This is a genomic window from Xanthomonas sp. WHRI 7064 (genome assembly GCF_040202355.2).
In the GTDB taxonomy this organism is placed as follows: Bacteria; Pseudomonadota; Gammaproteobacteria; order Xanthomonadales; family Xanthomonadaceae; genus Xanthomonas; species Xanthomonas arboricola.
The window spans coordinates 1,437,854-1,457,873 of record NZ_CP167821.1 but is presented as its reverse complement, the minus strand read 5'-3'; the positions used below and the strand labels follow the sequence as shown (position 1 = coordinate 1,457,873).

At 65.5% G+C, this 20,020-nt stretch carries 13 protein-coding genes; 4 read left to right on the top strand and 9 right to left on the bottom strand.

Going from position 1 to position 20,020, the window contains the following annotated elements; all coding sequences use genetic code 11:
• Window positions 1-12: 12 nt before the first annotated feature.
• Together ABQY74_RS06285 and ABQY74_RS06280 are read left to right on the top strand one after the other, a co-directional pair.
• Complete coding sequence (locus tag ABQY74_RS06285) at window positions 13-867, top strand: aldo/keto reductase (protein ID WP_104645429.1); 855 nt, start codon at window positions 13-15, stop codon at window positions 865-867.
• A gap of 206 nt (window positions 868-1,073) precedes the next feature.
• Entirely contained in the window at window positions 1,074-3,182 is a 2,109-nt protein-coding gene (locus ABQY74_RS06280) for a catalase (protein ID WP_046342001.1), read from the top strand.
• Between the two features lie 824 nt (window positions 3,183-4,006).
• On the opposite strand, the gene ABQY74_RS06275 is transcribed toward ABQY74_RS06280, so the two are convergent.
• Window positions 4,007-4,732, bottom strand: coding sequence for an AraC family transcriptional regulator (locus ABQY74_RS06275; protein WP_024939479.1), 726 nt, complete (start codon window positions 4,730-4,732; stop codon window positions 4,007-4,009).
• 128 nt (window positions 4,733-4,860) lie between these two features.
• Entirely contained in the window at window positions 4,861-5,331 is a 471-nt protein-coding gene (locus tag ABQY74_RS06270; protein ID WP_349794453.1) for a hypothetical protein, read from the bottom strand.
• 332 nt (window positions 5,332-5,663) lie between these two features.
• Here ABQY74_RS06270 and ABQY74_RS06265 point away from each other — a divergent pair, with 332 nt between their 5' ends.
• Window positions 5,664-6,068, top strand: a complete 405-nt coding sequence (locus ABQY74_RS06265; RefSeq protein ID WP_023903078.1) for a hypothetical protein — start codon at window positions 5,664-5,666, stop codon at window positions 6,066-6,068.
• A 101-nt stretch (window positions 6,069-6,169) separates the two neighbouring features.
• Here the strand turns inward: ABQY74_RS06265 and ABQY74_RS06260 are convergent, their stop codons facing one another.
• The 7 genes from ABQY74_RS06260 to ABQY74_RS06230 form a co-directional block, all read right to left on the bottom strand.
• Entirely contained in the window at window positions 6,170-8,290 is a 2,121-nt protein-coding gene (locus ABQY74_RS06260; protein WP_349794450.1) for a S9 family peptidase, read from the bottom strand.
• 172 nt (window positions 8,291-8,462) lie between these two features.
• Window positions 8,463-9,749 carry a carbohydrate porin gene (locus tag ABQY74_RS06255; protein ID WP_349794448.1) on the bottom strand — a complete coding sequence of 429 codons (1,287 nt, stop codon included), beginning with the start codon at window positions 9,747-9,749 and terminating at the stop codon, window positions 8,463-8,465.
• Between the two features lie 238 nt (window positions 9,750-9,987).
• A complete protein-coding gene (locus tag ABQY74_RS06250; RefSeq protein WP_258077095.1) occupies window positions 9,988-12,414 on the bottom strand; it encodes a glucose/quinate/shikimate family membrane-bound PQQ-dependent dehydrogenase in 2,427 nt (808 codons plus the stop codon).
• 302 nt (window positions 12,415-12,716) lie between these two features.
• Entirely contained in the window at window positions 12,717-13,565 is an 849-nt protein-coding gene (locus ABQY74_RS06245; RefSeq protein WP_104574042.1) for a transporter, read from the bottom strand.
• An 835-nt stretch (window positions 13,566-14,400) separates the two neighbouring features.
• On the bottom strand, window positions 14,401-16,371 hold the full coding sequence (locus tag ABQY74_RS06240) for an OPT family oligopeptide transporter (RefSeq protein WP_104573900.1): 1,971 nt from the start codon (window positions 16,369-16,371) through the stop codon (window positions 14,401-14,403).
• Window positions 16,372-16,980: 609 nt separating this feature from the next.
• The gene (locus ABQY74_RS06235) at window positions 16,981-17,799 is read right to left on the bottom strand and encodes an HDOD domain-containing protein (RefSeq protein ID WP_047125796.1); all 819 of its coding nucleotides are present in this window, start codon (window positions 17,797-17,799) and stop codon (window positions 16,981-16,983) included.
• A gap of 211 nt (window positions 17,800-18,010) precedes the next feature.
• Window positions 18,011-19,603, bottom strand: coding sequence for a S9 family peptidase (locus ABQY74_RS06230; protein WP_349794467.1), 1,593 nt, complete (start codon window positions 19,601-19,603; stop codon window positions 18,011-18,013).
• 82 nt (window positions 19,604-19,685) lie between these two features.
• Here ABQY74_RS06230 and ABQY74_RS06225 point away from each other — a divergent pair, with 82 nt between their 5' ends.
• Window positions 19,686-19,889 (top strand): hypothetical protein, encoded by a 204-nt coding sequence (locus tag ABQY74_RS06225; protein ID WP_080715734.1) that lies wholly within the window; start codon window positions 19,686-19,688, stop codon window positions 19,887-19,889.
• Window positions 19,890-20,020 lie beyond the last annotated feature (131 nt).

Sequence of the window (20,020 nt, the reverse complement as noted above, 5' to 3'; positions counted from 1 at the left end):
CAGGAGCCACCCATGTCCGTTTCCACCTCATCCCCCTGCCCCACGGTGCGCCTGCGCAATGGACGCAGCGTGCCGGCACTCGGGCTCGGCTCGTGGAATCTGGGCCAGGGACGACACCCGCCGCAGCAGGAGATCGATGCGCTGCAGACAGGCCAGCAGTTGGGCATGCGCCTGATCGACACCGCCGAGATGTATGGCAATGGCCGGTCGGAGCAACTGATCGGCCAGGCCATGGATAGCGCGCAGCGGCCTTATCTGGTGTCGAAGGTCCTGCCGAGCAATGCCAGCGCGCGCGGCATCGCGCGTGCCTGCGAGGCCAGCCTGCAGCGGCTTGGCGTGCGTACGCTGGATCTGTATCTGCTGCACTGGCGCGGCGGCAGCGATCTGCGCGAGGTGGTCGATGCGTTCGAGGCCTTGCGCGATGCCGGCAAGATCCGCGACTGGGGCGTATCGAATTTCGATGTGGAGGACATGCAGGAGCTGTGGGAGATCGAGGGCGGGCAGCATTGCCTGGTCAATCAGGTGCTGTATCACGCCGGTAGCCGCGGCATCGAGTTCGATCTGCTGCCGTGGTGCGCACAGCACGAGGTGACGGTGATGGCGTATTCGCCGCTGGGCAGCCGCGCATTGCTGGATCACCCGGTACTGCACGCGATCGGCGAGCGACGCGGCGTGGCCGCAACTGCGGTAGCGCTGGCATGGGCGATCCGCAGCGGCCAGGTCATTGCCATTCCCGAATCGGGAACGCCTGCACATGTGCGCGCGAATGCAGCGGCGTGCACGCTGCAACTGGACGCGCAGGACCTTGCCGAACTGGACCGTGCGTTCCCGCCACCGACGCGCAAGCAGCCGCTGGACCTTCTGTAGTCGGCATGTAACGGTCGCGTTCGCTGCATGCGTTTGCAGGCCGTGCATCGGTGTATTGCGTGACAGACGCATCGGGCAGCTGCGATCCAGCGCAAGCTTTTGGCTGCATGTGAGTATTCGTTCGCATGCAGACACGTGCACTTAACAGCGCCACTCCCAGGCTCAGTGGATCAGCCCGCATCTCAAGCCCGCCAGAGTGGAGTCCCATGCCCAAGTCCCCCAGCAAGTCCGCGCAACTTCCGTCCACCGCTGCTGTCAGCGCAACTCCCGAAACGTTGCGCGGCACGGGCGATGAATTGCATCAGAAGGCCGGCGGCACCCATCCGCAGCTGACCACCAACCAGGGCATTCCGGTTGGCGACAACCAGAACTCGCTGCGCGCCACGCCGCGCGGGCCGACGTTGCTGGAAGACTTCATCCTGCGCGAGAAGATCACCCACTTCGATCACGAGCGCATCCCCGAGCGCATCGTGCACGCACGTGGCAGTGCGGCGCATGGCTATTTCGAGCTGACCAAGTCGTTGAGCCAGTACACCACTGCCAAGATCTTCACCGAAGTCGGCGAAAAGACGCCGTTGTTCACGCGTTTTTCCACCGTTGCCGGTGGTGCCGGCTCGGTGGACACGCCGCGCGACGTGCGCGGGTTTGCGGTGAAGTTCTACACCAAGGAAGGCAACTGGGATCTGGTGGGCAACAACATCCCGGTATTCTTCATCCAGGACTCGATGAAGTTCCCGGACCTGATCCATGCGGTGAAAATGGAGCCGGACCGTGGTTTCCCGCAGGCTGCCAGTGCGCATGACACCTTTTGGGACTTCATCTCGTTGAGCCCCGAATCGATGCACATGATCATGTGGGCGATGAGCGACCGCACCATTCCGCGCTCGCTGCGCATGATCGAAGGCTTCGGCATCCACAGCTTCCGTTTCCTCAATGAAAAGGGCGACAGCACCTTCGTCAAGTTCCATTGGCGCCCCAAGCTCGGCCTGCAGTCCACGATCTGGGATGAGGCGGTGAAGATTGCCGGCGCCGACCAGGACTTCCATCGTCGCGATCTGTTCGAATCGATCCAGAACGGCGACTTCCCCGAGTGGGAGCTGGGCGTGCAGCTGTTCACCGAGGCGGAAGCCGATGCATTCCCGTTCGATCACCTGGATTCGACCAAGGTCATCCCGGAAGAACTGGTGCCGCTGCAGATCGTCGGCCGCATGGTGCTCGACCGCTGGCCGGACAACTTCTTCGCAGAGACCGAACAGGTGGCGTACTGCCCGGCCAACATCGTGCCCGGCATCGACTTCAGCAACGATCCGCTGCTGCAGGGCCGCCTTTTCTCGTATCTGGATACGCAACTGAGCCGCCTGGGCGGGCCGAACTTCCACCAGATCCCGGTCAATGCGCCCAAGTGCCCGTTCGCCAACAACCAGCGCGACGGCCATATGCAGATGGGCGTCCCCAAGGGCCGTGTCGCCTACGAACCCAGCTCGTTGCAGGCCGATGCACCGCGTGAGGCGCTGCGTGGATTCCCCAGCCATGCGACACCGGCCGAAGACGGCGCCAAGGGCCGCGTACGCGCAGCAAGTTTTGCCGATCACTACAGCCAGGCACGCATGTTCTTCCGCAGCCAGACCGCACCGGAACAGGCGCATATGGCATCGGCGCTGGTGTTCGAGTTGTCCAAGGTGGAAACCGCGCACGTGCGCGAAGCCATCGTCGGTCACCTGCGTCACATCGACCCGACACTGGCACAGCGTGTGGCCGATGGCATGGGCATGACCACGTTGCCGCCGGCACCGCCGGCTGCGGTCGCACCGACCGACATGCCGCTGTCGCCCGCCTTGCAGCTGATCGGCAAGATGAAGGACACCTTGCAGGGCCGCACGGTCGGCATCCTGATTCACGACGGCTCCGATGCAGCGACGATCAAGGCGGTGCGCAAGGCCGCCGAAGCCGCCGGTGCGACGGTCAAGATCGTTGCGCCAAAACTGGGCGGCGCCAAGCTCAGCGACGGCAAGCAGCTGGCTGCCGATGGTCAATTGGCCGGCACACCCTCGGTGGTGTTCGATGCGGTGGCGGTGGTGTTGTCGTCGGAAGCTGCCAAGGCGCTGACACGCGAATCGGCGGCGCTGGATTTCGTCAGCAATGCGTGGGCGCATCTGAAGGCAATCGCCTTCGACGATGGCGCGCAGCTGCTGCTGAAGGCCGGCAATGTCGGCAAGGACGCGGGCGTGATCGCGGCGGCAGACACCAAGGCATTCATCACTGCCGCCAAGACCCGCCAGTGGGCACGCGAACCGAAGGTGCGCATGCTGGCGTAACCGCATCCGCATGGGCTGCACAGGCTTGGGCGCGAACGACTTCACGTCGTTCGCGCCCAAGTCGTTTATGCGGGAGCAATTCGTCCTCAACGGAAAACCAGCGCATCCTCTGCAACGACCAACCTTTAACCAGTCTTTGGCAGCGTCTAATAGACGACGCTGCGATTTGGAAACCGGCTGTCTCTACGTTGTTGTGCGGTCGTGTTTTTGGGGTGTCGGCGCGCTGCCAGCTCGGCAGTAGAGCGGCGGGCTGTGGTTTGGCTGCAAGGCCCTTGCCCGCCCACCATCGCAGGACACGCCGCAAGTACGTCCGTGTAGGCTCTTACGCGGCATCCATGCCGCGTAAGGTCCCGCGACGGTGGGCGGGCAAGGACCCGTCGAGAGGGTCGGTGTGCACGGTTGCAAGCAAGAGCATGCGGTGCGCTGGGCGGATTGCTCTGGGTGCGACCAGCCCTTAACGACTCTCCGCTGCAAGCGGAGTAGCCAACAGGCTTTCAACACGTGACCTACCAACTTCTCTTCTGCCCAGGCTGAGCAACAAGCTTTCAGGAAAACAGCCGACCAACTATCTGGTGCTATGCCCTCGCCGGTTGCGGGACCGTGTGGCGGCATGGATGCCGCCACCGAGCCCCCAGGGATGGGTTCACGGCGTGTCCCGCAAGCGGTGAGGGCACCGCGCACTCGACTCCCCAGGCTTTTGACTGCATCTACCAAATGAAACTGCAACCCGGAATTCCGCTGGATTCACGCAGTGCTCGGCAAGCAGTAAGGGAGCCACGTGCTCGGCTAACTCAGCTACTGAGCAGTCTTCTTGCTCAGGCGCGCTAAGCCGGTTCGGCAGGAAACTGCGCCGCGTTCGCCAAGGCGCGGTACTCGCGTGGCGTCATGCCGACCGCCAGCTTGAACTGCCGTGCGAAGGCGCTTTGATCGCTGAAACCGCAGGCATGCCCGATTTCGGTGAGGCTCTTGTTTCCGTGCAGCAGATGCATCGCCATCTGCAGGCGTAGCTTGGCCAGCACCTGTTGCGGGGTGAGTTGGAACACCTTGCGGAACGAGCGTTGCAGCTTGGACATCGAAAACCCGGTGATCTCCACCAGCGCCTGCATGCGTACGTTCTGCGCGTAGTTGGCGTTGAGGTACGCCAGCGCGAGCCGCAGTTTTTCGTACTGCGATTCGTGCCCGTCCTGCGGCCCCAGATCGCGCGAGATGCCGATGATGCCCTGCACCTTGCCGTCGACCAGCAGCGGACGTTTGCAGGTCAGGCACCAGCCCGGTTCGCGGTTGGCGAACAGATGCAGTTCCAGCAGGTTGTCGATCACTTCCCCGGCCAGCACCTGCTCGTCCTGATTGGCGTAGTTGGCGCCCAGCCCGCTGGGATAGACCTCGGCAACGCGCTTGCCGATCAATTCCTTGCGCGATTTCAGGCCCAGGCGCCGCAGCATGGTCTGGTTGACGTGGGTATAGCGGCCCTCGCGATCCTTGACGAAGAACAGCACGTCCGGCACGGCATCGAACAACGCTTCCAGATCGGCAGGATCGATGCTCTTCATGGAGGTCATGCGGGACTGGACTCGGGATCAGGAAAGACGCAGCTGACGCTGACGCGCGCCACCGATGCAGGCCGCAGCGCGTGCAGCGCCATGATACGCCGCGCGCCTCAGACGCCGGCGCACTGCGCTTAACGCGGGTTGTCGGCCACCTTGGACGCGGCCGGCGCAACCTTGCTGTCCACCGCCGCTGCGGTGGGGTTGCCGATGCGATCCAGCGGCACCTGCTGCGCGCGCCAGCCACTGACCACCGCCGCACCGGACTGCGAGCCGACCTGCACCTGCAGGCGTGCACTGCCGCCGGGCGCGATGAACTCGACGGCGCAATCGCCGGCGGCCATGCAGCTGTCGGCGGCAAGCGGATCCACCAGCTGCCAGCCCTGCTCCATCACCGCCTGCGCAAACGCGCGGTAGCCCATGCCGGACTTCAGCGTGGCCGGCAGTGGCACGGCCGGGTCACTGGCCACCGCATCGGTGCCACCTGCGGCAGTCGCAGACACGGGCGCGCGCGCAGGCACGGCCGTGGGCCGCGATGCGGCATTCAGGGCAGGACTACAGACGAGGGCGAGCGCCCACAATGAGGGGCGGAACAAGGTGCGCATGCAGACGGTCCTTGCGATCCTGGCAGGGAGCTGAGGAAGTTAAAGAATCGCTATTTTGACATGGCTTGCGTGTACTGCGGCACTGCTGGCTCATGCTGGCATTCAGCCAGATGCGGTGATCCAGGCCATCTCCGGTGCTGCAAGCGAGCTCATTCAGACGTCGGCGCTGTCAGCGCACAACGCGGCACCTGCGGACATCGTCTTGCGGGCGAAGCGCGACTGCGCAGACGTCGGGTTGAAGACCGGATCATTCCTTTCCATGGCCGGCACGGCGCAGAGTCGCCATCTCCGCAAGCCCGTTGCATCATTGCGGTTTGATCGTGGAGTACCCGATGCCCGACACCACCTCCCCCGTCTATGCGGTCGGCCAGCTCTGGCGCTGCCGTGGGCGCACCGCAACCGAGACCCCGCTGCTGCTGATCAACCAGATCGATGTGCATCCCCACGGCGGCCAGATCCTGCACGTGAGCATCAGCGACATCCAGGTACGTCACGCCGGATTGCCCGATGGGATCCTGGACGCGCTGCCGCACATCCCGGTGATCGCGCAGACCCTGGAGCGCAGCGCTGCCGAACATGTCGGCAATGCCGCGCCCAATCAGGATTACCTGCCGGGTTATGCAGAATGGAAGGCCGCCTTCGACGCCGGCAATGCCGGCTCGTTCGGCATCGCAGTGGCGGAGATCCTGCAGATCGTGGAAGGCCAGTTGGCCAAACGCGATCAGCTGCCGAACTGAGCAAACCGAACGACCCCTGCGACCCGCATCAAAGGCGAGGTCTCACGCGTCATCGCCGCACCAACCGGCACGCCGCTCCAGGCGGCGTGCCGGTCGCGACCTCACTGGCCGATATGCTGCTTCAGCCAGCTGTTGACGGTGTCGTGCCACAGCACGCTGTTGTCCGGCTTGAGCACCCAGTGGTTCTCGTCCGGGAAGTACAGGAACTTGGAATCGATGCCCTTGCGCTGCAGCGCGGTGAACGCGGCCAGGCCCTGTTCGACCGGGATGCGGAAATCCTGCTGGCCGTGGATGACCAGCATCGGCACCTTCCACTTGTCCACGTGCAGCACCGGGTTGAACTTCTCGTAGCCGGCCGGGCTCTGCCACGGCGTGCCGCCGTTTTCCCATTCGCTGAACCACAGCTCCTCGGTGGCGTAGCCCATGGTGCGGTTGTCGAACACGCCGTCGTGGTCGACCAGGCACTTCCATGGCTGATTCCAGTTGCCGGCCATCCAATAGACCATGTAGCCGCCATAGCTGGCACCCAGCGCGCAGGCCTTGTCGCCGTTGAGGAAGCCGTACTGCTTCTGCGCGGCGGCCCAGCCCTTCTGCAGGTCTTCCAGCGGGCGGTCGCCCCAATGCTGGCTGATCGCATCGGTGAATTCCTGGCCGTAGCCGGTGGAGCCGTGGAAGTCGATCATCACCACCGCATAGCCCTGGCCGGCGTAGGTCTGCGGATTCCAGCGGTTGCTCCAGCCGTTGCCGAAGCTGCCCTGCGGCCCGCCGTGGATCAGGAATGCCACCGGGTAGGTCTTGCCTTCCTGATAGTTGTACGGCTTGACCACATAGCCGTGCACGGTGTCGTTGTTCCAGCCCTTGAACTGGAACTGCTCGTAATCGCCGAACTGCACCTCCGGCAGCAGCTCGCCGGCGCTCTGGGTGATCGCACGCAAGCCCTGGCCCTGCACATCGCTGACAAAGACCTGGTCGCCGCTCTTGAGCGAGTTGCGGGTGAACGCCAGCGTGTTGCCGGCCAGGGTCGGCGCATGCACGCTGCCCTCGCCCACCAGCTTGGTCGCCTGGCCGCTGGCGATGTCGATCTTGAACAACGGATGCTCGCCGAGGTCGTCGGCGCTGGTGTAGAGGCTGGCGCCATCGGCGCTCAAAACGATCTCGCCGGCCGAGCGGTCCCACTTGGGGGCGATCTCGCGGCTCTTGCCGCTGGCCACGTCCATCGCCATCAGGCCGAAGCGGTCGGCTTCGAAACCGGGGCGCTTCATCGCGCGGTAGTACAGCGTCTTGCCGTCGCTGCTGAACACCGGGCCGGCATCCCAGGCCGGGTTGGCCGCGGTCAGATTGACCGGCGCGGCCTTGCCGGCCGCATCCAGACGGTACAGGTCGAAGTTGGTCTGCCACGGCTCGTCGTTGCCGGTGGGCTTGGCGCCGGCGCTTGCCTTCTTGCCGGTTTCCGGCCCGTGCGGCTGCGGCACGCGCACGCTGGCCACCACACTGCCGCCGTCGGGCGACCAGGCGTAATCGTCGTTGCCGCCGAACGGCTTGGAGGGCGCATCGCCGGCCAACGTGGCGCTGATCGCCGAGGCACCGGCCACGGCCTTGCCGCCGGCAGCCGGCAGGTCGGCGACGAACAAGGTATTGCGGCGGCCATCGTTCCAGGTATCCCAATGCCGCACGAACAACTGGTCATAGACCACGCCGCTGGCCTTGGCGTTCTTGAGGTTGGCGAGCTTGCTCTTGGTGCACCCCAGGTCCGAGCCGCAGTCCTGGAACACGCCGGCACTGAAGGCGATGCGCTTGCCGTCGGGCGAGAGCTTGTAGCTGTCCACATCCACCGCAAACGCGGTCAATTGCTGCGGCGCGCCGCCGGCCAGCGGCTGCGCGTACAGCTGCTGCGTACCGGATTTACTGCTGAGGAAGTACACCGTCTTGCCGTCCGGCGACAGCGCCGGGCTGTTGACGTTCCAGCCGTCGGGAGTGAGCCGCCTGGGCGGCGCGGCATCGCGGGTACGCAGATTGCGCGTCCACAGGCCGGTGGCCGGCTTGCCATTGCTGCTCTTGGCCTGCCGCTTGGCGAACACCAGCACGCTGCCGTCAGGGCTGAGCGTGGGCGAAGACACCCGGTCCAGCGCGACCATGTCGCGCACATCGAATCCGCGCGCAGCGGCAAGACTTGGCAAGGCGGTCAACAGACACAGGGGCAGCACGGCGTAACGAAGCTTCATCGAGAGTTCCTGCAACGGCAAAACGTCGATGGTAGGCGTTGCTGCGGCGCACGCGCAAAGGCACAAGGTCATGCGCCCGCAGGCGCCGCACGTGGCCGCGCCCTGCAAGGCGCAATGCACACCGCGCGCAGTGCGCCGTCCGGCAACGGCGCGCCACGCTGTGGGCACGCACTCAGAAGGTGAGTTTGGCCTGCAGCCCGACCACCACTGCGTTGCGCGTGTGGGTATAGGCATAGGTCCCGGGATTGACGATGTATTGCAGGTCCGGCCGCAACATTAGCCACGGCGTGATCTGCGCGCTGTAGGCAAGCTCGTAGAGCTCTTCGGCGGCGCTCAGCCCGGCCAGTGGCGAATCGGCCGCCACGCCGGCATCGATCAGTTCTGCGCGGCGTGCATCGAGCAGCCGATGATTGATCCTGCCGGCCACATAGCCAAGTGCGATGCGGTCCTGCGTGCGTGTGCCGATGCCCTGGTACACCCCGCCGACCGAATACCACCGTGTCATCAGCGCACTGTCGTGGTCGCTGGCCATGTACTGGGCGAATCCGGTCAGGCCAATGCTGGGGTCAGCTCCCGGGGTGAACAGTTTCTGTTCGACCAGCAGATAGGCGCCGTCGCGGCCGGTGCTGCGGCTGGTGTCCAGCCCACGCCTGGGTACCGACGAGGAGTCGTAATAGCCGCCGAACTTGTACACGCCCGGGTAGCGTGCGGTGGCCGGCTTCCAGGTAAATTCGAGCGGGAAGATCGCACCGGTGGTGCCGCTGGCGAACGGCTCGAACGCGTAGGTGTCGCGGGCACCGAAGCCCAGATTCGGGTTGACCTGAAACCAGCCGGCATGCAGGTTGAGCTGCGGGGTCAGCTGCTGCGCGCTTTCGATGCCCCAGCGCGCGGCCGGATAGTTGTACCAGCCGCTATTGGCCGAAAACGCCAGCGGATGCGCGCAGAACGCAGCATTGACGAAGTTCACCAGCAACGTGTGCGAAGCGAACTGGTTGCCCATCGCATAGAAGCCCAGTTTCAGATACGTCTTGCCCTGGTTGAAGCTGCGGTCGTAGCTGAACTCGCTCAGGCGGGTGTACTGGCCTCCGTACACTTCCTGGATGGGGAAGCGATTGCCGACCAGGTCGGCGGAGGTGCTGCGGCCGCGGCGGTCGTTGATGGTGACGTGCAGGCTGCCACCGCCCCAGCCGGCGAGCTTGGCCATGTCCAGATCCACGCCCACCCGCAGTTGCTGCGCATAGCGCGCGCTGGTGTTCTCGTAGCCGCCATCCACCACGCCAAACGTTTCTGACACGTAGTCGCCGCGGACGCTCACGCCTTGCTCGGCCCAGGCGGACCGGCGCCCGCCCCAGTCGCCGGTCAGCGTGGTGTCGCCCGCGGCGACTGCGGTGGCCGGCAGTGCCAGCAATAAGGCGTAGCCCAGCGCACTGCGGCGCATGAGGAAAGACAGACGATGCATCGTGGTTCTCTGATCGGGGCAGCGTGCACGGCCATCGGTGGCGATGCATGGCGGTGATGCCAGAGCGCCGCTGCGGTAACGGGAACGTTGGCCGGGATATGCGAGACACCCGGCCGTCGGGTTACAGCCAACAGCGGCTGACGCGAGTGCGCAGCGGTCAGCCGGGCACGCGCGAGGTTTGTCGGCCGCTCCGTGACCACGCCGACGCAGCTGCCGACGTGGTCACCGGTGGGCGGTGTCAGTGCACGTCAGGCAAGCTGTAGGCGATCACGTCATCGCCACGATCGGGCGACTGCCGCGCACCGCCGGCACTGATCACCACGTACTGCTTGCCGGTCTTATGCGAGACGTAGGTCATCGGCCCGCCCTGACTGCCGACCGGCAAGCGGCCCTTCCAGAGTTCCTTGCCGGTGGCACTGTCGAACGCGCGCAGGTAGTAGTCCTGGGTGCCGGCGATGAACACGAGCCCGCCCTGGGTGGACAGCGTGCCGCCCAGCGTCGGCATGCCGATCGGGATCGGCAGATGCATCTTGATGCCGAACGGGCCGGTGTCCTGCACCGTCCCCACCGGCACCTGCCAGGCGATGCTGCGCGTCTTGAGGTCGATCGCGCTGAGCGTGCCGTACGGCGGCGCCTGGCACGGAATGCCCAGCGCCGACAGGAAGCGGTTCTTGTTGACCGCATACGGCGTGCCCTTCAGCGGCACGGCGCCCATGCCGGTATTGACGGCCTCGCCACCACCGGCCGCCTCGGCCTTGCGGGTGTCGGCAGGAATCATCTGCACCCACAAGCCCAGGCGCATGTCGTTGGCGAAGATGACGTCATGCACCGGGTCGGTCGACAGGCCTCCCCAGTTCATGCCGCCCAGCGAGCCGGGGAAACTCAGCGAGACATCGGTGCCCGGCGCGGTGTACAGGCCTTCATAACGCATCTGCTTGAACGCGATACGGCACAGCATCTGGTCGATCGCAGTGGCGCCCCACATGTCCGATTCGGTCAGGTGTTTGGTGCCGATCTGCGGCATGCCGACCGACAGCGGCTGTGTCGGCGCGTACTGCTCGTGCGCAATATCCGAGCCTTTCACCGGTACTTCCCTGACCTCGGTCAGCGGCTTGCCGGTGGCGCGGTCGAGCACGTAGATCTGCCCGGCCTTGGTGCCGATGACCACCGCCGGGGTGTGGCTGCCGTCCGGGTTGGGGAAGTCGATCAGGCTGGGCTGCATCGGCAGGTCGAAGTCCCACAGATCGTTGTGCACGGTCTGGTAGACCCACTTCTCCGCACCGGTGGTGGCATCCAGCGCCAGCACCGAGGCGCCGTAACGGTGATCGAGCGCGGTGCGCTCGGCGCCGTATAGATCGGTCGACGGCCCGCCCAGCGGCAGGAACACGGTGTTCATCGCCGCGTCGTAGGACATCGGTGCCCATACGTTCGGCGTGCTGCGCACATAGCTGCTGCCGGCGGCCGGCGCCTGGCGGTCGTGCGGATTGCCCGGGTCGAAGGCCCAGCGCTGCGCGCCGGTGACCACATCGAAGCCGCGCACCACGCCACCAGGCATGTCGGTCTGCACGTTGTCGGCCACGCGTCCGCCCACCACCACGGTGGTGCCGGCCACCAGCGGCGGCGAGGTCAGCTGGTAGAACGGATCCGGCGCAGCGCCCAGGCCGGCCTTGAGATCGACCTGACCGTTGCTGCCGAAGCCCTGGCAGAACGCACCGGTGTCCGCATCCACCGCGATCAGGCGGCCATCGATGGTGTTGGTGAACAGGCGGCGACGGCAGTTGGCGTCCTGCGCCACGGTTACCGCGGCGATCGGCGAGGGGTTGGCCACGCTCGGCGTCGGCAACGCCGCGTCGGCGTCGAAGTAACCCAGGCCACGGCAGCGCTGCCAGACCGACGAGGTCGCATTGATCTCGCGCCGCCACAGCTGCTTGCCGGTGCTGGCGTCGAGCGCAATCAGATTGTTGTGCGGCGTGCACAGGAACACCTTCTCGCCCACCTGCAGCGGGGTCAGCTGGTCTTCGGCACCGTTGCCGTCGCTGTTGGCGATCTCGCCGGTGTGGTAGGTCCAGGCGACCTGCAGCCGGTCGACGTTGCTGCGGTTGATCTGGTCCAGCGCAGCGAAGCGGCTGCCGCCATCGGTATTGCCGTAGGCGGACCAGTTCTGTTGCACGCTTCCAGGCGGCACCGCCGTCATGCCCGGCCCCGCGTTGCCTGCGACCGGCGGATGCGGCACGAACATGCCGCCGATCCCGGCCACTACCGCCAGCGCCAGCACCGTCGCCACGCCATAGGCCGTGCGCCCGGTCGGCAACGCCCGGCTGCGCCGCAGCGCTGGCCAGGCCAGTGCCACCAGCACGGCGAACGCCGCAGGCAGCATCAGCCGCGAGACCAGCGGCCAGAACTCCAGCCCCGCATCCCACAGCGCCCACACCAGCGTCAGCGCGAAGGCGACGCCGTACACCAGCGCACCGGCCGGCCGACGCAGCACGATCAGCACCCCGGCCACGACGGTCGCCAGGCCCATCAGCAGGAAGTACCAGCTGCCGCCCAGGCTGGCCAACCTCGCGCCACCCAGCAGAAAAATCAGCCCCACCAGCGCGACCAGCATGCCCAGCACCAGCAGCAATGCCCGGCCGGGGACCGGCAACTTCGATTTCGTTTCCACGTTGCAACACCTCGATCAGGAGATTCCGCCCTGCACTGCGCCCGGCATTCCGATCTGGATGCTACAAGGTGCCCGCACGACGGCCAGTAGAGGCAGCATCACTGCCCACTTTCTGTCACTCCCCTCCCCGGCCCGCGTACCTCTGGCGAGACCGGCACCGGCATGCCCGGCAGACTGACGACATAGTGTCGCACCGCACCGGGTAGTTATTACATATCTGAAGCGGTTGCCTGCGGAACACTGCAGTCCGCACAGGCGCGGACCGCAGTGGCGTTTTGTGTGCGCAGCGCGCGCTGCGCGCGTCAGAAGCGGTGCGACATGCCCACATACACCTGCGCGTCCGGGGTGCGGTCGTTGAGGCCGAAATTGGCGCCCACATCCAGCTGCAGCAGCGGATTGAGCAGATACGCAGCGGCGATGTCGGCCGAATACTGCTCGATGGTCTGCGCCGGATCGCGGTTGATCGAGGACCACACTTCCACCGCCATCGACAACTTGGATGTGAGCGGATGCGCCAGATTGATCGCGTTGATCAGCGCAACATGCTTGCCGCTGCCATCGCTGTCGGCCAACCAATCCACCTCGGGCCCGAAGGTCAGCGAGAAGCTGTTGGGCAGCGCGAAATTGATCGGCAATGCGACGCCGCCTTCCCACTCGTCGTTGCCCAGGCCGGTGCGCGCGGTCGGTGCCTTGACGAACGGCAGCAACGCCACGCTGGCGGTATCGCTTTCGTAGAAACGCGCCTTCATGCGCAGAAAGATATCGCCGCCGCCGCTCAGGCTGCTGCGCGCACCGGTGGCACGGTCGGTGGTCTTGACCTGCAGCTGCGGGGCCCAGTTGAGCTGCAGATCGATGCGGTCGCTGACGCCGTATTTGAGCGTGGGGTTGGTGAACACCGAGGTTTCGATGCGCGTGCCGGGCTGGCTGTCGCGGGTGTAGCTGCCGATGTCGGTTTCCAGCTGCCAGGCGCCGGTTGGCACGGTGCAGGTGGAATTGGCCTTGGTCGGGCGATCGGTACACAGCGCCGCGTCGGCGGCCTCCTGTGCCTGCGCCTGCAGCGCAAGGCTGCACAGCACACCGGCCAGGGCGATGCTCAACAAGGGGGCACGGCGTGCGCGGGTGGAACGGTGGGAGATAGCAGCAGTCAGCATTGCAGTGGTTTCCATGGCAAGACGCTGGCCAGATCGCGTGAACGGCCAGCAGTGGGAGGGGGAATGCGCGTGGATGTCGAACGACTGCATGGCCGCTGGAGGGCGGCGTGTTGCCAATCGATCTTATAGGCGTCGGCAGGTCCGAAAACGCCGTCGGTGACAAAAGCGGCCTCAACAGTGTGCGGATGTCGCACAGCGTGATGCGAGTCGCTTTTCCACATCCATCATTTATGGGGGTCAGGCGGTGCGATGAGCTGCGCCGTGGCGCGTCACCGGGATCGATCGAGGCATGCGGTCGCCGTGGTGCACCATCGGTGCGGGAGACGGCACGATACGGAGCAGCCGCATAAAGTCGCTATGCACGAGGCCTGGGTGAGGCGTAAAGCCGGCGCAAAGGCGCTGCGGTGGTGCAGACGCGATGGCCTGAGCGTTGTGCGTGCGCTGTGCGTGCATTGCGCGATCGGCAAACGCTTGATGCCTTGGCGTGGTGCAGCTGCTCTCGTCGTGTCAGCTGATTAACCAGATGCGCCAACGACGTTGCCCTGCAGCGACAATGCAGGTCCGCTCACGGTGGCAATGCACGAGCTTGCAGGGATGTTCGAACTGGATATGCCGCTGCGCGGTCACGGCATCGATTCGGTGCACCATGCCTTGCCGGCATGCTGCTGCACTTGCGCATTCGGCAGCAGGGCCGCATTCGAACCGCGCCTGCTGCGATGCAATCAGAACAGCGGCAATCCGGTTTCAATGCCATAACGAAAAACGGACACGCATCCAGCGATGCGTGTCCGTCGAGAGGCAGCGCGCAGGCGCATGCCTTGGTGAAGCGTCACCCTCAGGCGGTTTGTTCGCCGCGCTTGCCGACGCGGTACAGCAGCCAGCCGACCAGGGCGAGGATCGCCAGGCCGAACCATTGGTTGAGCTGCAGGCTGGCCGGCAACGCCAGCACATCGGCGCGGCTGGACAGCACGATCGGCACCGCGATGGCGATACCCATCAACGCCTCGCCGGTGATCAGGCCGGCGGCGAACAGCACGCCCGGGCGATGCACGCGGTCGCGGCCATCTTCGTCGTCGGCGCGGATCTTGTGGAAGCGCTCCACCAGGTGCGCGATCAGGCCGCCGATAAAGATCGGCACCATCAGCTCCAGCGGCAGATAGATACCGATCGCCGCCGCCAGCACCGGCACGCGGAAGCGCTTGCCGGTCTTCTTCAGCCATTCGTCCAGCGCGATGATCGCCGCGCCCACGGCGGCACCGATGGCAATCATCGACCACGGCAGTTGCCCTCCGAACAGGCCCTTGGCGACCGAGGCCATCAGCGTGGCCTGCGGCGCAGCGAGCGAGTTGGGGTGCTGCGGCGTGGCCGGGCCGATGCCGTAGGCCTGCGCCAGCAGGTTCAACACCGGCGCCATGATCAGTGCGCAGGAAAACGCGCCGATGCCCAGCATCAGCTGCTGCTTCCATGGCGTGGCGCCGACCAGATAGCCGGCCTTGAGATCCTGCAGGTTGTCGCCGCCCACCGCTGCCGCGCAGCACACCACCGCGCCGATCATGATCGCCGCCACCGCACCCAACGGCGCCGCGCCGATGCCGACCGGCACCAGACCATCCTTGCCGAGCAACAGCACCAGCACCGCCGAGGCGAACAGGATGGTGGAAATGGTGATGCCCGAGACCGGGTTGTTGGACGAGCCGATCAAGCCGGCCAGATAGCCGGACACCGACACGAACAGAAAGCCGGCCACGATCATGATGATGGTCATCGGGATCGACACGTGCCACTGCTGCACGATCGCCTGGTACAGGCCCAGCAGCGGCAACGTGCACAGCACCAGCGCCGCCAGCATCCACTTCATCGGCAGGTCGCGCTCGGTCTCGGCGACCACACCGCCACCACTCTTGCGCGCGGCGGCAAAGCCGCTCTTGACGCCGGACAACAGCGACTTGCGCAGCGAGAACAGCGTCCATACGCCGCCGATCAGCATCGCGCCGACACCCAGGTAACGGATCTTCGCGCCCCAGATGCCGAATGCCGCATCGGCCGCTGGCGCACCGACCAGGCTCTGCGCCAGGGCCGGGTCGCTGCCCATGAAGAACTGCTGATACAGCGGAATGGCGATATGCCAGGACAGGATCGACCCGGACAGCACCACGATGCCGACATTCAGGCCGACGATGTAGCCCACGCCCAGCAGCGCCGGCGACAGGTTGGTGCCCAGATAGCCGACCAGGCGGCTGCTGCCCAGGTAGGTGGCCTGCGCCCAGGTGTCCGGGATCACCCGCAGGCCGCTGGCCGCACCCAGCTTGACCAGCGCGCCGATCGCACCGGACATTGCCAGAATCTTCAGGCCCGGGCCGGGGTTTTCACCGGCCTTGAGCACCTCGGCCGCCGCCTTGCCTTCGGGGAACGGCAGCGGGTCTTCGACGATCATCGAGCGCCGCAACGGCACCGAGAACAGCACCCCGAGCAAGCCGCCCATGCCGGCGATGCCCAGCACCCACCAGTATTTGAAGTCCGGCCAGTAGCCCATGATCACCAACGCGGGGATGGTGAAGATCACCCCGGCGGCGATCGACGAACCGGCCGAGGCACCAGTCTGGACGATGTTGTTTTCCAGAATGGTGCCGCCGCCGAGCAGGCGCAGCACGCCCATCGAGACGACCGCAGCCGGAATGGCGGTGGCGATGGTCAGGCCGGCAAACAGGCCGAGATAGGCGTTGGCGGCCGAAAGCACCACCGCCAGCACGATGGCCAGCACGACGGCGCGGAAGGTGAGCTGGCGCGGCTGCGCGTCATGGCTCATGGGCAGTTCCCCTGTGGCAAAAAATCCGGACCACGCTAGCGCCTACACGGGGTTCCGTCCAGCTGCGCCGCGGCGTGACACTGTGCCTGCTGTGGCGGCTGGAATGCCTAGGGATGTAGCGACGGGGACAACAGGCGTGTACCAGCGTGTGTCGGCGACTGCATCGCGCATGCGGATCGCAAACGCATAGGTCGCACGGTGTGGAGGTGGCGGACACTGCTGCATGGCATGCAGACCAGCGGCATACGGCGTCAGGATGCAGCGATGGGGTTTTCCGGCTCGTCGACCGACGGAGGCGCCATGAGCGACGCGCGCCGTGGCCGATAGGTGACAACGAGCGATGGACTCGTCATCACGTCCATCGCTCGCACCGGCGGTCGCCTGCCGCCCGTGCTGGCGGGACAATGCGCTGGTGAGGGGTCGCGGATGAGGCCGTGCGCCCGTAAGGGCCGACTGGTCTGCTGCTGCAGCGGCGGGCACGCGTTGCCGTATATCGCTGTCGCCGTGATTGCTGGGCGTTGCCGTTTTTCCTGCACGTCAGGGATCTGCTGCCGGCGATGGTGCGTCAGCGGCTGCGCCAACGCTGGCGACGTCGGCGCGGCTGTCCAATCAATGCAGCAGTTCGGCAAACGCGCGGTCGGCCTCGATCACGTCCGGCAGTGCGGCGAACAAGGCATCCAGATCCACCGTGTCCATCAACGGACCGCGCACCGCCTCCAACGCCGCCGGCGTGGCGCCACCATGTGCACGCAGCGCGTCTGACACCTGCACCGCCTGGGCGACCAGCAGCGGCATCCGCGCACCTTCCGGGGCAGCGGCCGGGCGGACCTGATAGGCGATCGCTTCCTGGATGACGACAGGCAGCTGCCAGCGACGTACCAGCTCGGCGCCGACTTCCGGGTAGCCGAAGCCCAACTGCAGGGTTTCTTCGGCGGCATGGCCGGCCGATGAGGTCTCGTGATTGATGCGGCTGGCGTAATCCGGCGCGCCGGACTGGATCAGCAGCTCGCCGATGTTGTGCATCATGCCGCAGGTAAACGCGGTTTCCGGATCCACGCCGTGCTGGCGCGCCAGCAGGCGGCAGATGCCGGCCACCTCGAAACTGTGCCGCCAGAACGCCTTCAGATCGAAGCCCGGGCCGGCGCGGAACGCGCCGGTCATCGCCGAGGCCAGCACCAAGGTGCGCAGCGTGTTGAAGCCCAGCCGCATGGCCGCGTCTTCCACGCTGGTGGAGTCGCGCAGGCCGTGGAAGCGCGCCGAATTGGCAAGCCGCAGCACCTTGGCGGCGATCACCGGATCGCGCTCGATGGTGTGCGCCAGCACATCGATGTTGGTTGCCGGATCGTCGAACCGGGCAATCAGGTCCTGCGCCACCTCGGGTACGGTGGGCAAGGTGTGCAACTGGTCGAACAACGCCTCCAACTTCATGATCGCCTCGTGGATGAAAGGTAAGCCAGCGCGGCCGCGCCGGCCTGCATGGTGTAGCACAGACCGGTTGGATGACGATGCCCCGCCACGGCGGCTATTCACCCGGGCTTTTGCGTCATCGCCTTGCGGCGGGCTGCCCCGCCGGTCGCGTAGCGACGGCCATCATGGACAGCGCGGTCGTCAAGATCCCGATATGCGTGCGTCGACACCACTACTTGGCCTTGGCACCATCCAGGGACTTGGCCAGAAACGCCAGCAACTGCGTATAGAACGCACGCCGATGCGGCTCGGTATAGAACCCGTGGCCTTCGGTGTCGTAGTACAAGGTCTCCACCGGCGTTCCGGCCTGGCGCAATGCCGCCTCCATGCGCTTGCTGTGCTGGATCGGCGCGCGCTCGTCCTCGCCACCGGCCGCCAGGAACACCGGAACCTTGATCTGCTTGGCCAGATGGACCGGCGAGCGTGCGGCCAGGGTTGCCGGATCGCCCAGCCATTGCTTCAGATAGTTTTCGCCTGAGCCGCGCTTCTGGATGTCGCCGCTGGTGAACATCATCGGCAGGTCGTAGACGCCGACATAGCCGGCCGCGCAGGCATACAACCCAGGTTCCTTGGCTGCCCCCATCAGAGCTGCATACGCACCATAACTTGCACCAAAGATGCAGATCTTGCGCGCATCTGCATAGCCCTGCGTCACCGCCCAGCGCGTGGCGTCGGTGACGTCGTCCTGCATGGTGCCGCCCCACTGGCGCGCGCCGGCATGCTGGAAAGCGCGGCCGTAATTGCCGGAACCACGGAAATTGATCTGCAGCACCGCGTAGCCGGCCTGCGCCAGCAACTGCGCGTCGTCGTCGAACTGCCAGCTGTCGAAGATCTCGAACGGGCCGCCATGCGGCATCACCACCATCGGCAGGTTCTTCGCCGCGCCGGTGCGCGGCAGCGTGAGGTAGCCATGCAACGGCACGCCATCGCGTGCCTGCAGCGCGATGGGCTGCACGGTCGCGGTGCGCTCGGGATCGAACCAGTCGCGCCGGCTGATCACGTGCTGGGCTTTTTTCTCCTGCGTATCGAACACATAGAAATCGCCAGGGTTGCTGCCCGAATCGACCTGCAACATGACGTAGCGGCCATCGCTGGTACTGGAGGTGATACGCACGGCGTTGCCGGCGAAGGCGACCTCCAGGCTGTGATACATCCGCGCCTCGGGGCCCTGCTCGTCGAAAAAGCGGCTGCGCGGACGGTCAGCCATGAAAATGGCACCCACCGGGATCGTGGTGCCGTTGCGATAGATGACGTCCAGGGGATCGGCCACTGCGTCACGCAGCACCTGTTCACGGCGATTGGCCTGGATGTCCCAAGCCACGATCGCATCGGGGCCATCGGCAGCCTGCACGCGCAGGTAGGCAATGCGCTCGTCCTGCGAAAAGCCCAGTGGGGTTTCGATGCGGCCGCTGGCCTGTTCGTCGTTGAGCAGCGTCCACTCGGTTCCACCACCAACGCGGTAATACAGCTTGCTGACATTGTCCGAGCCTGCGCCCTGCGCAAAACGCACCTCGCCATGGTGGTCGGTGGTGAAGCTGGCGCGCTGAATCGGGGCACGCGCCAGCGGAAGGCGCCGACCTGTGTTGACGTCGAGCTTTTCTGCGCGCGTGTACGGGTCCTGCCCTGACAACGGCCAGATGCCGACGACCACGTTGCGATCGTCGTCGGGCAAGGTATCGGTGAGGAATGCGGCAACTGCTTCGGTTTTCTTGACCTTGATGTTAGTGCCAAGCCCGGTGCCTCGAGCACGATAGCCCACCAGCAACTCGACACCAGTGCCATCGGCATTGATGGCATACAGCTCGCCGGTCGGCAACGGCTTGTCGAGCAGACCGTATTTCTGTGCGATGGAGATCAACACACGCGTCTCGCTGACCCAGGCAAAGTCGCTCACATACGTGTTCTTCTCCAGCACAAAGGTCGCGCCCATGCTGTTGTCCGAACGCCGCACGATCGCCAGGGCGGTCTTGTCTTCCATCGGTACGGTAGCGGCGAAAAACGCGCCGCTGGGCGATAGCTTGATATCGGCAAACTTGTCTTTTTTGATATAGGCGCCGACATCCACCTGCGCTGCGGCAGTGCCGGCAGCCATCAGCAGCCCCAAGGCCGCAATAAAATCCTTTTCCGCACGTGCTGCTCCATGTCGTGTGCAAACTGAGCGCGAAATTTACCAGCAATCGCA

What these genes read in the sequence shown, in the direction of transcription:
- ABQY74_RS06275 (WP_024939479.1), bottom strand. Translation starts at nt 4,732, where the DNA reads ATGAAGAGCATCGATCCTGCCGATCTGGAAGCGTTGTTCGATGCCGTG.
- ABQY74_RS06245 (WP_104574042.1), bottom strand. Translation starts at nt 13,565, where the DNA reads ATGCTGACTGCTGCTATCTCCCACCGTTCCACCCGCGCACGCCGTGCC.
- ABQY74_RS06225 (WP_080715734.1), top strand. Translation starts at nt 19,686, where the DNA reads ATGGAGATCAACACACGCGTCTCGCTGACCCAGGCAAAGTCGCTCACA.
- ABQY74_RS06270 (WP_349794453.1), bottom strand. Translation starts at nt 5,331, where the DNA reads ATGCGCACCTTGTTCCGCCCCTCATTGTGGGCGCTCGCCCTCGTCTGT.
- ABQY74_RS06265 (WP_023903078.1), top strand. Translation starts at nt 5,664, where the DNA reads ATGCCCGACACCACCTCCCCCGTCTATGCGGTCGGCCAGCTCTGGCGC.
- ABQY74_RS06260 (WP_349794450.1), bottom strand. Translation starts at nt 8,290, where the DNA reads ATGAAGCTTCGTTACGCCGTGCTGCCCCTGTGTCTGTTGACCGCCTTG.
- ABQY74_RS06240 (WP_104573900.1), bottom strand. Translation starts at nt 16,371, where the DNA reads ATGAGCCATGACGCGCAGCCGCGCCAGCTCACCTTCCGCGCCGTCGTG.
- ABQY74_RS06280 (WP_046342001.1), top strand. Translation starts at nt 1,074, where the DNA reads ATGCCCAAGTCCCCCAGCAAGTCCGCGCAACTTCCGTCCACCGCTGCT.
- ABQY74_RS06285 (WP_104645429.1), top strand. Translation starts at nt 13, where the DNA reads ATGTCCGTTTCCACCTCATCCCCCTGCCCCACGGTGCGCCTGCGCAAT.
- ABQY74_RS06255 (WP_349794448.1), bottom strand. Translation starts at nt 9,749, where the DNA reads ATGCATCGTCTGTCTTTCCTCATGCGCCGCAGTGCGCTGGGCTACGCC.
- ABQY74_RS06235 (WP_047125796.1), bottom strand. Translation starts at nt 17,799, where the DNA reads ATGAAGTTGGAGGCGTTGTTCGACCAGTTGCACACCTTGCCCACCGTA.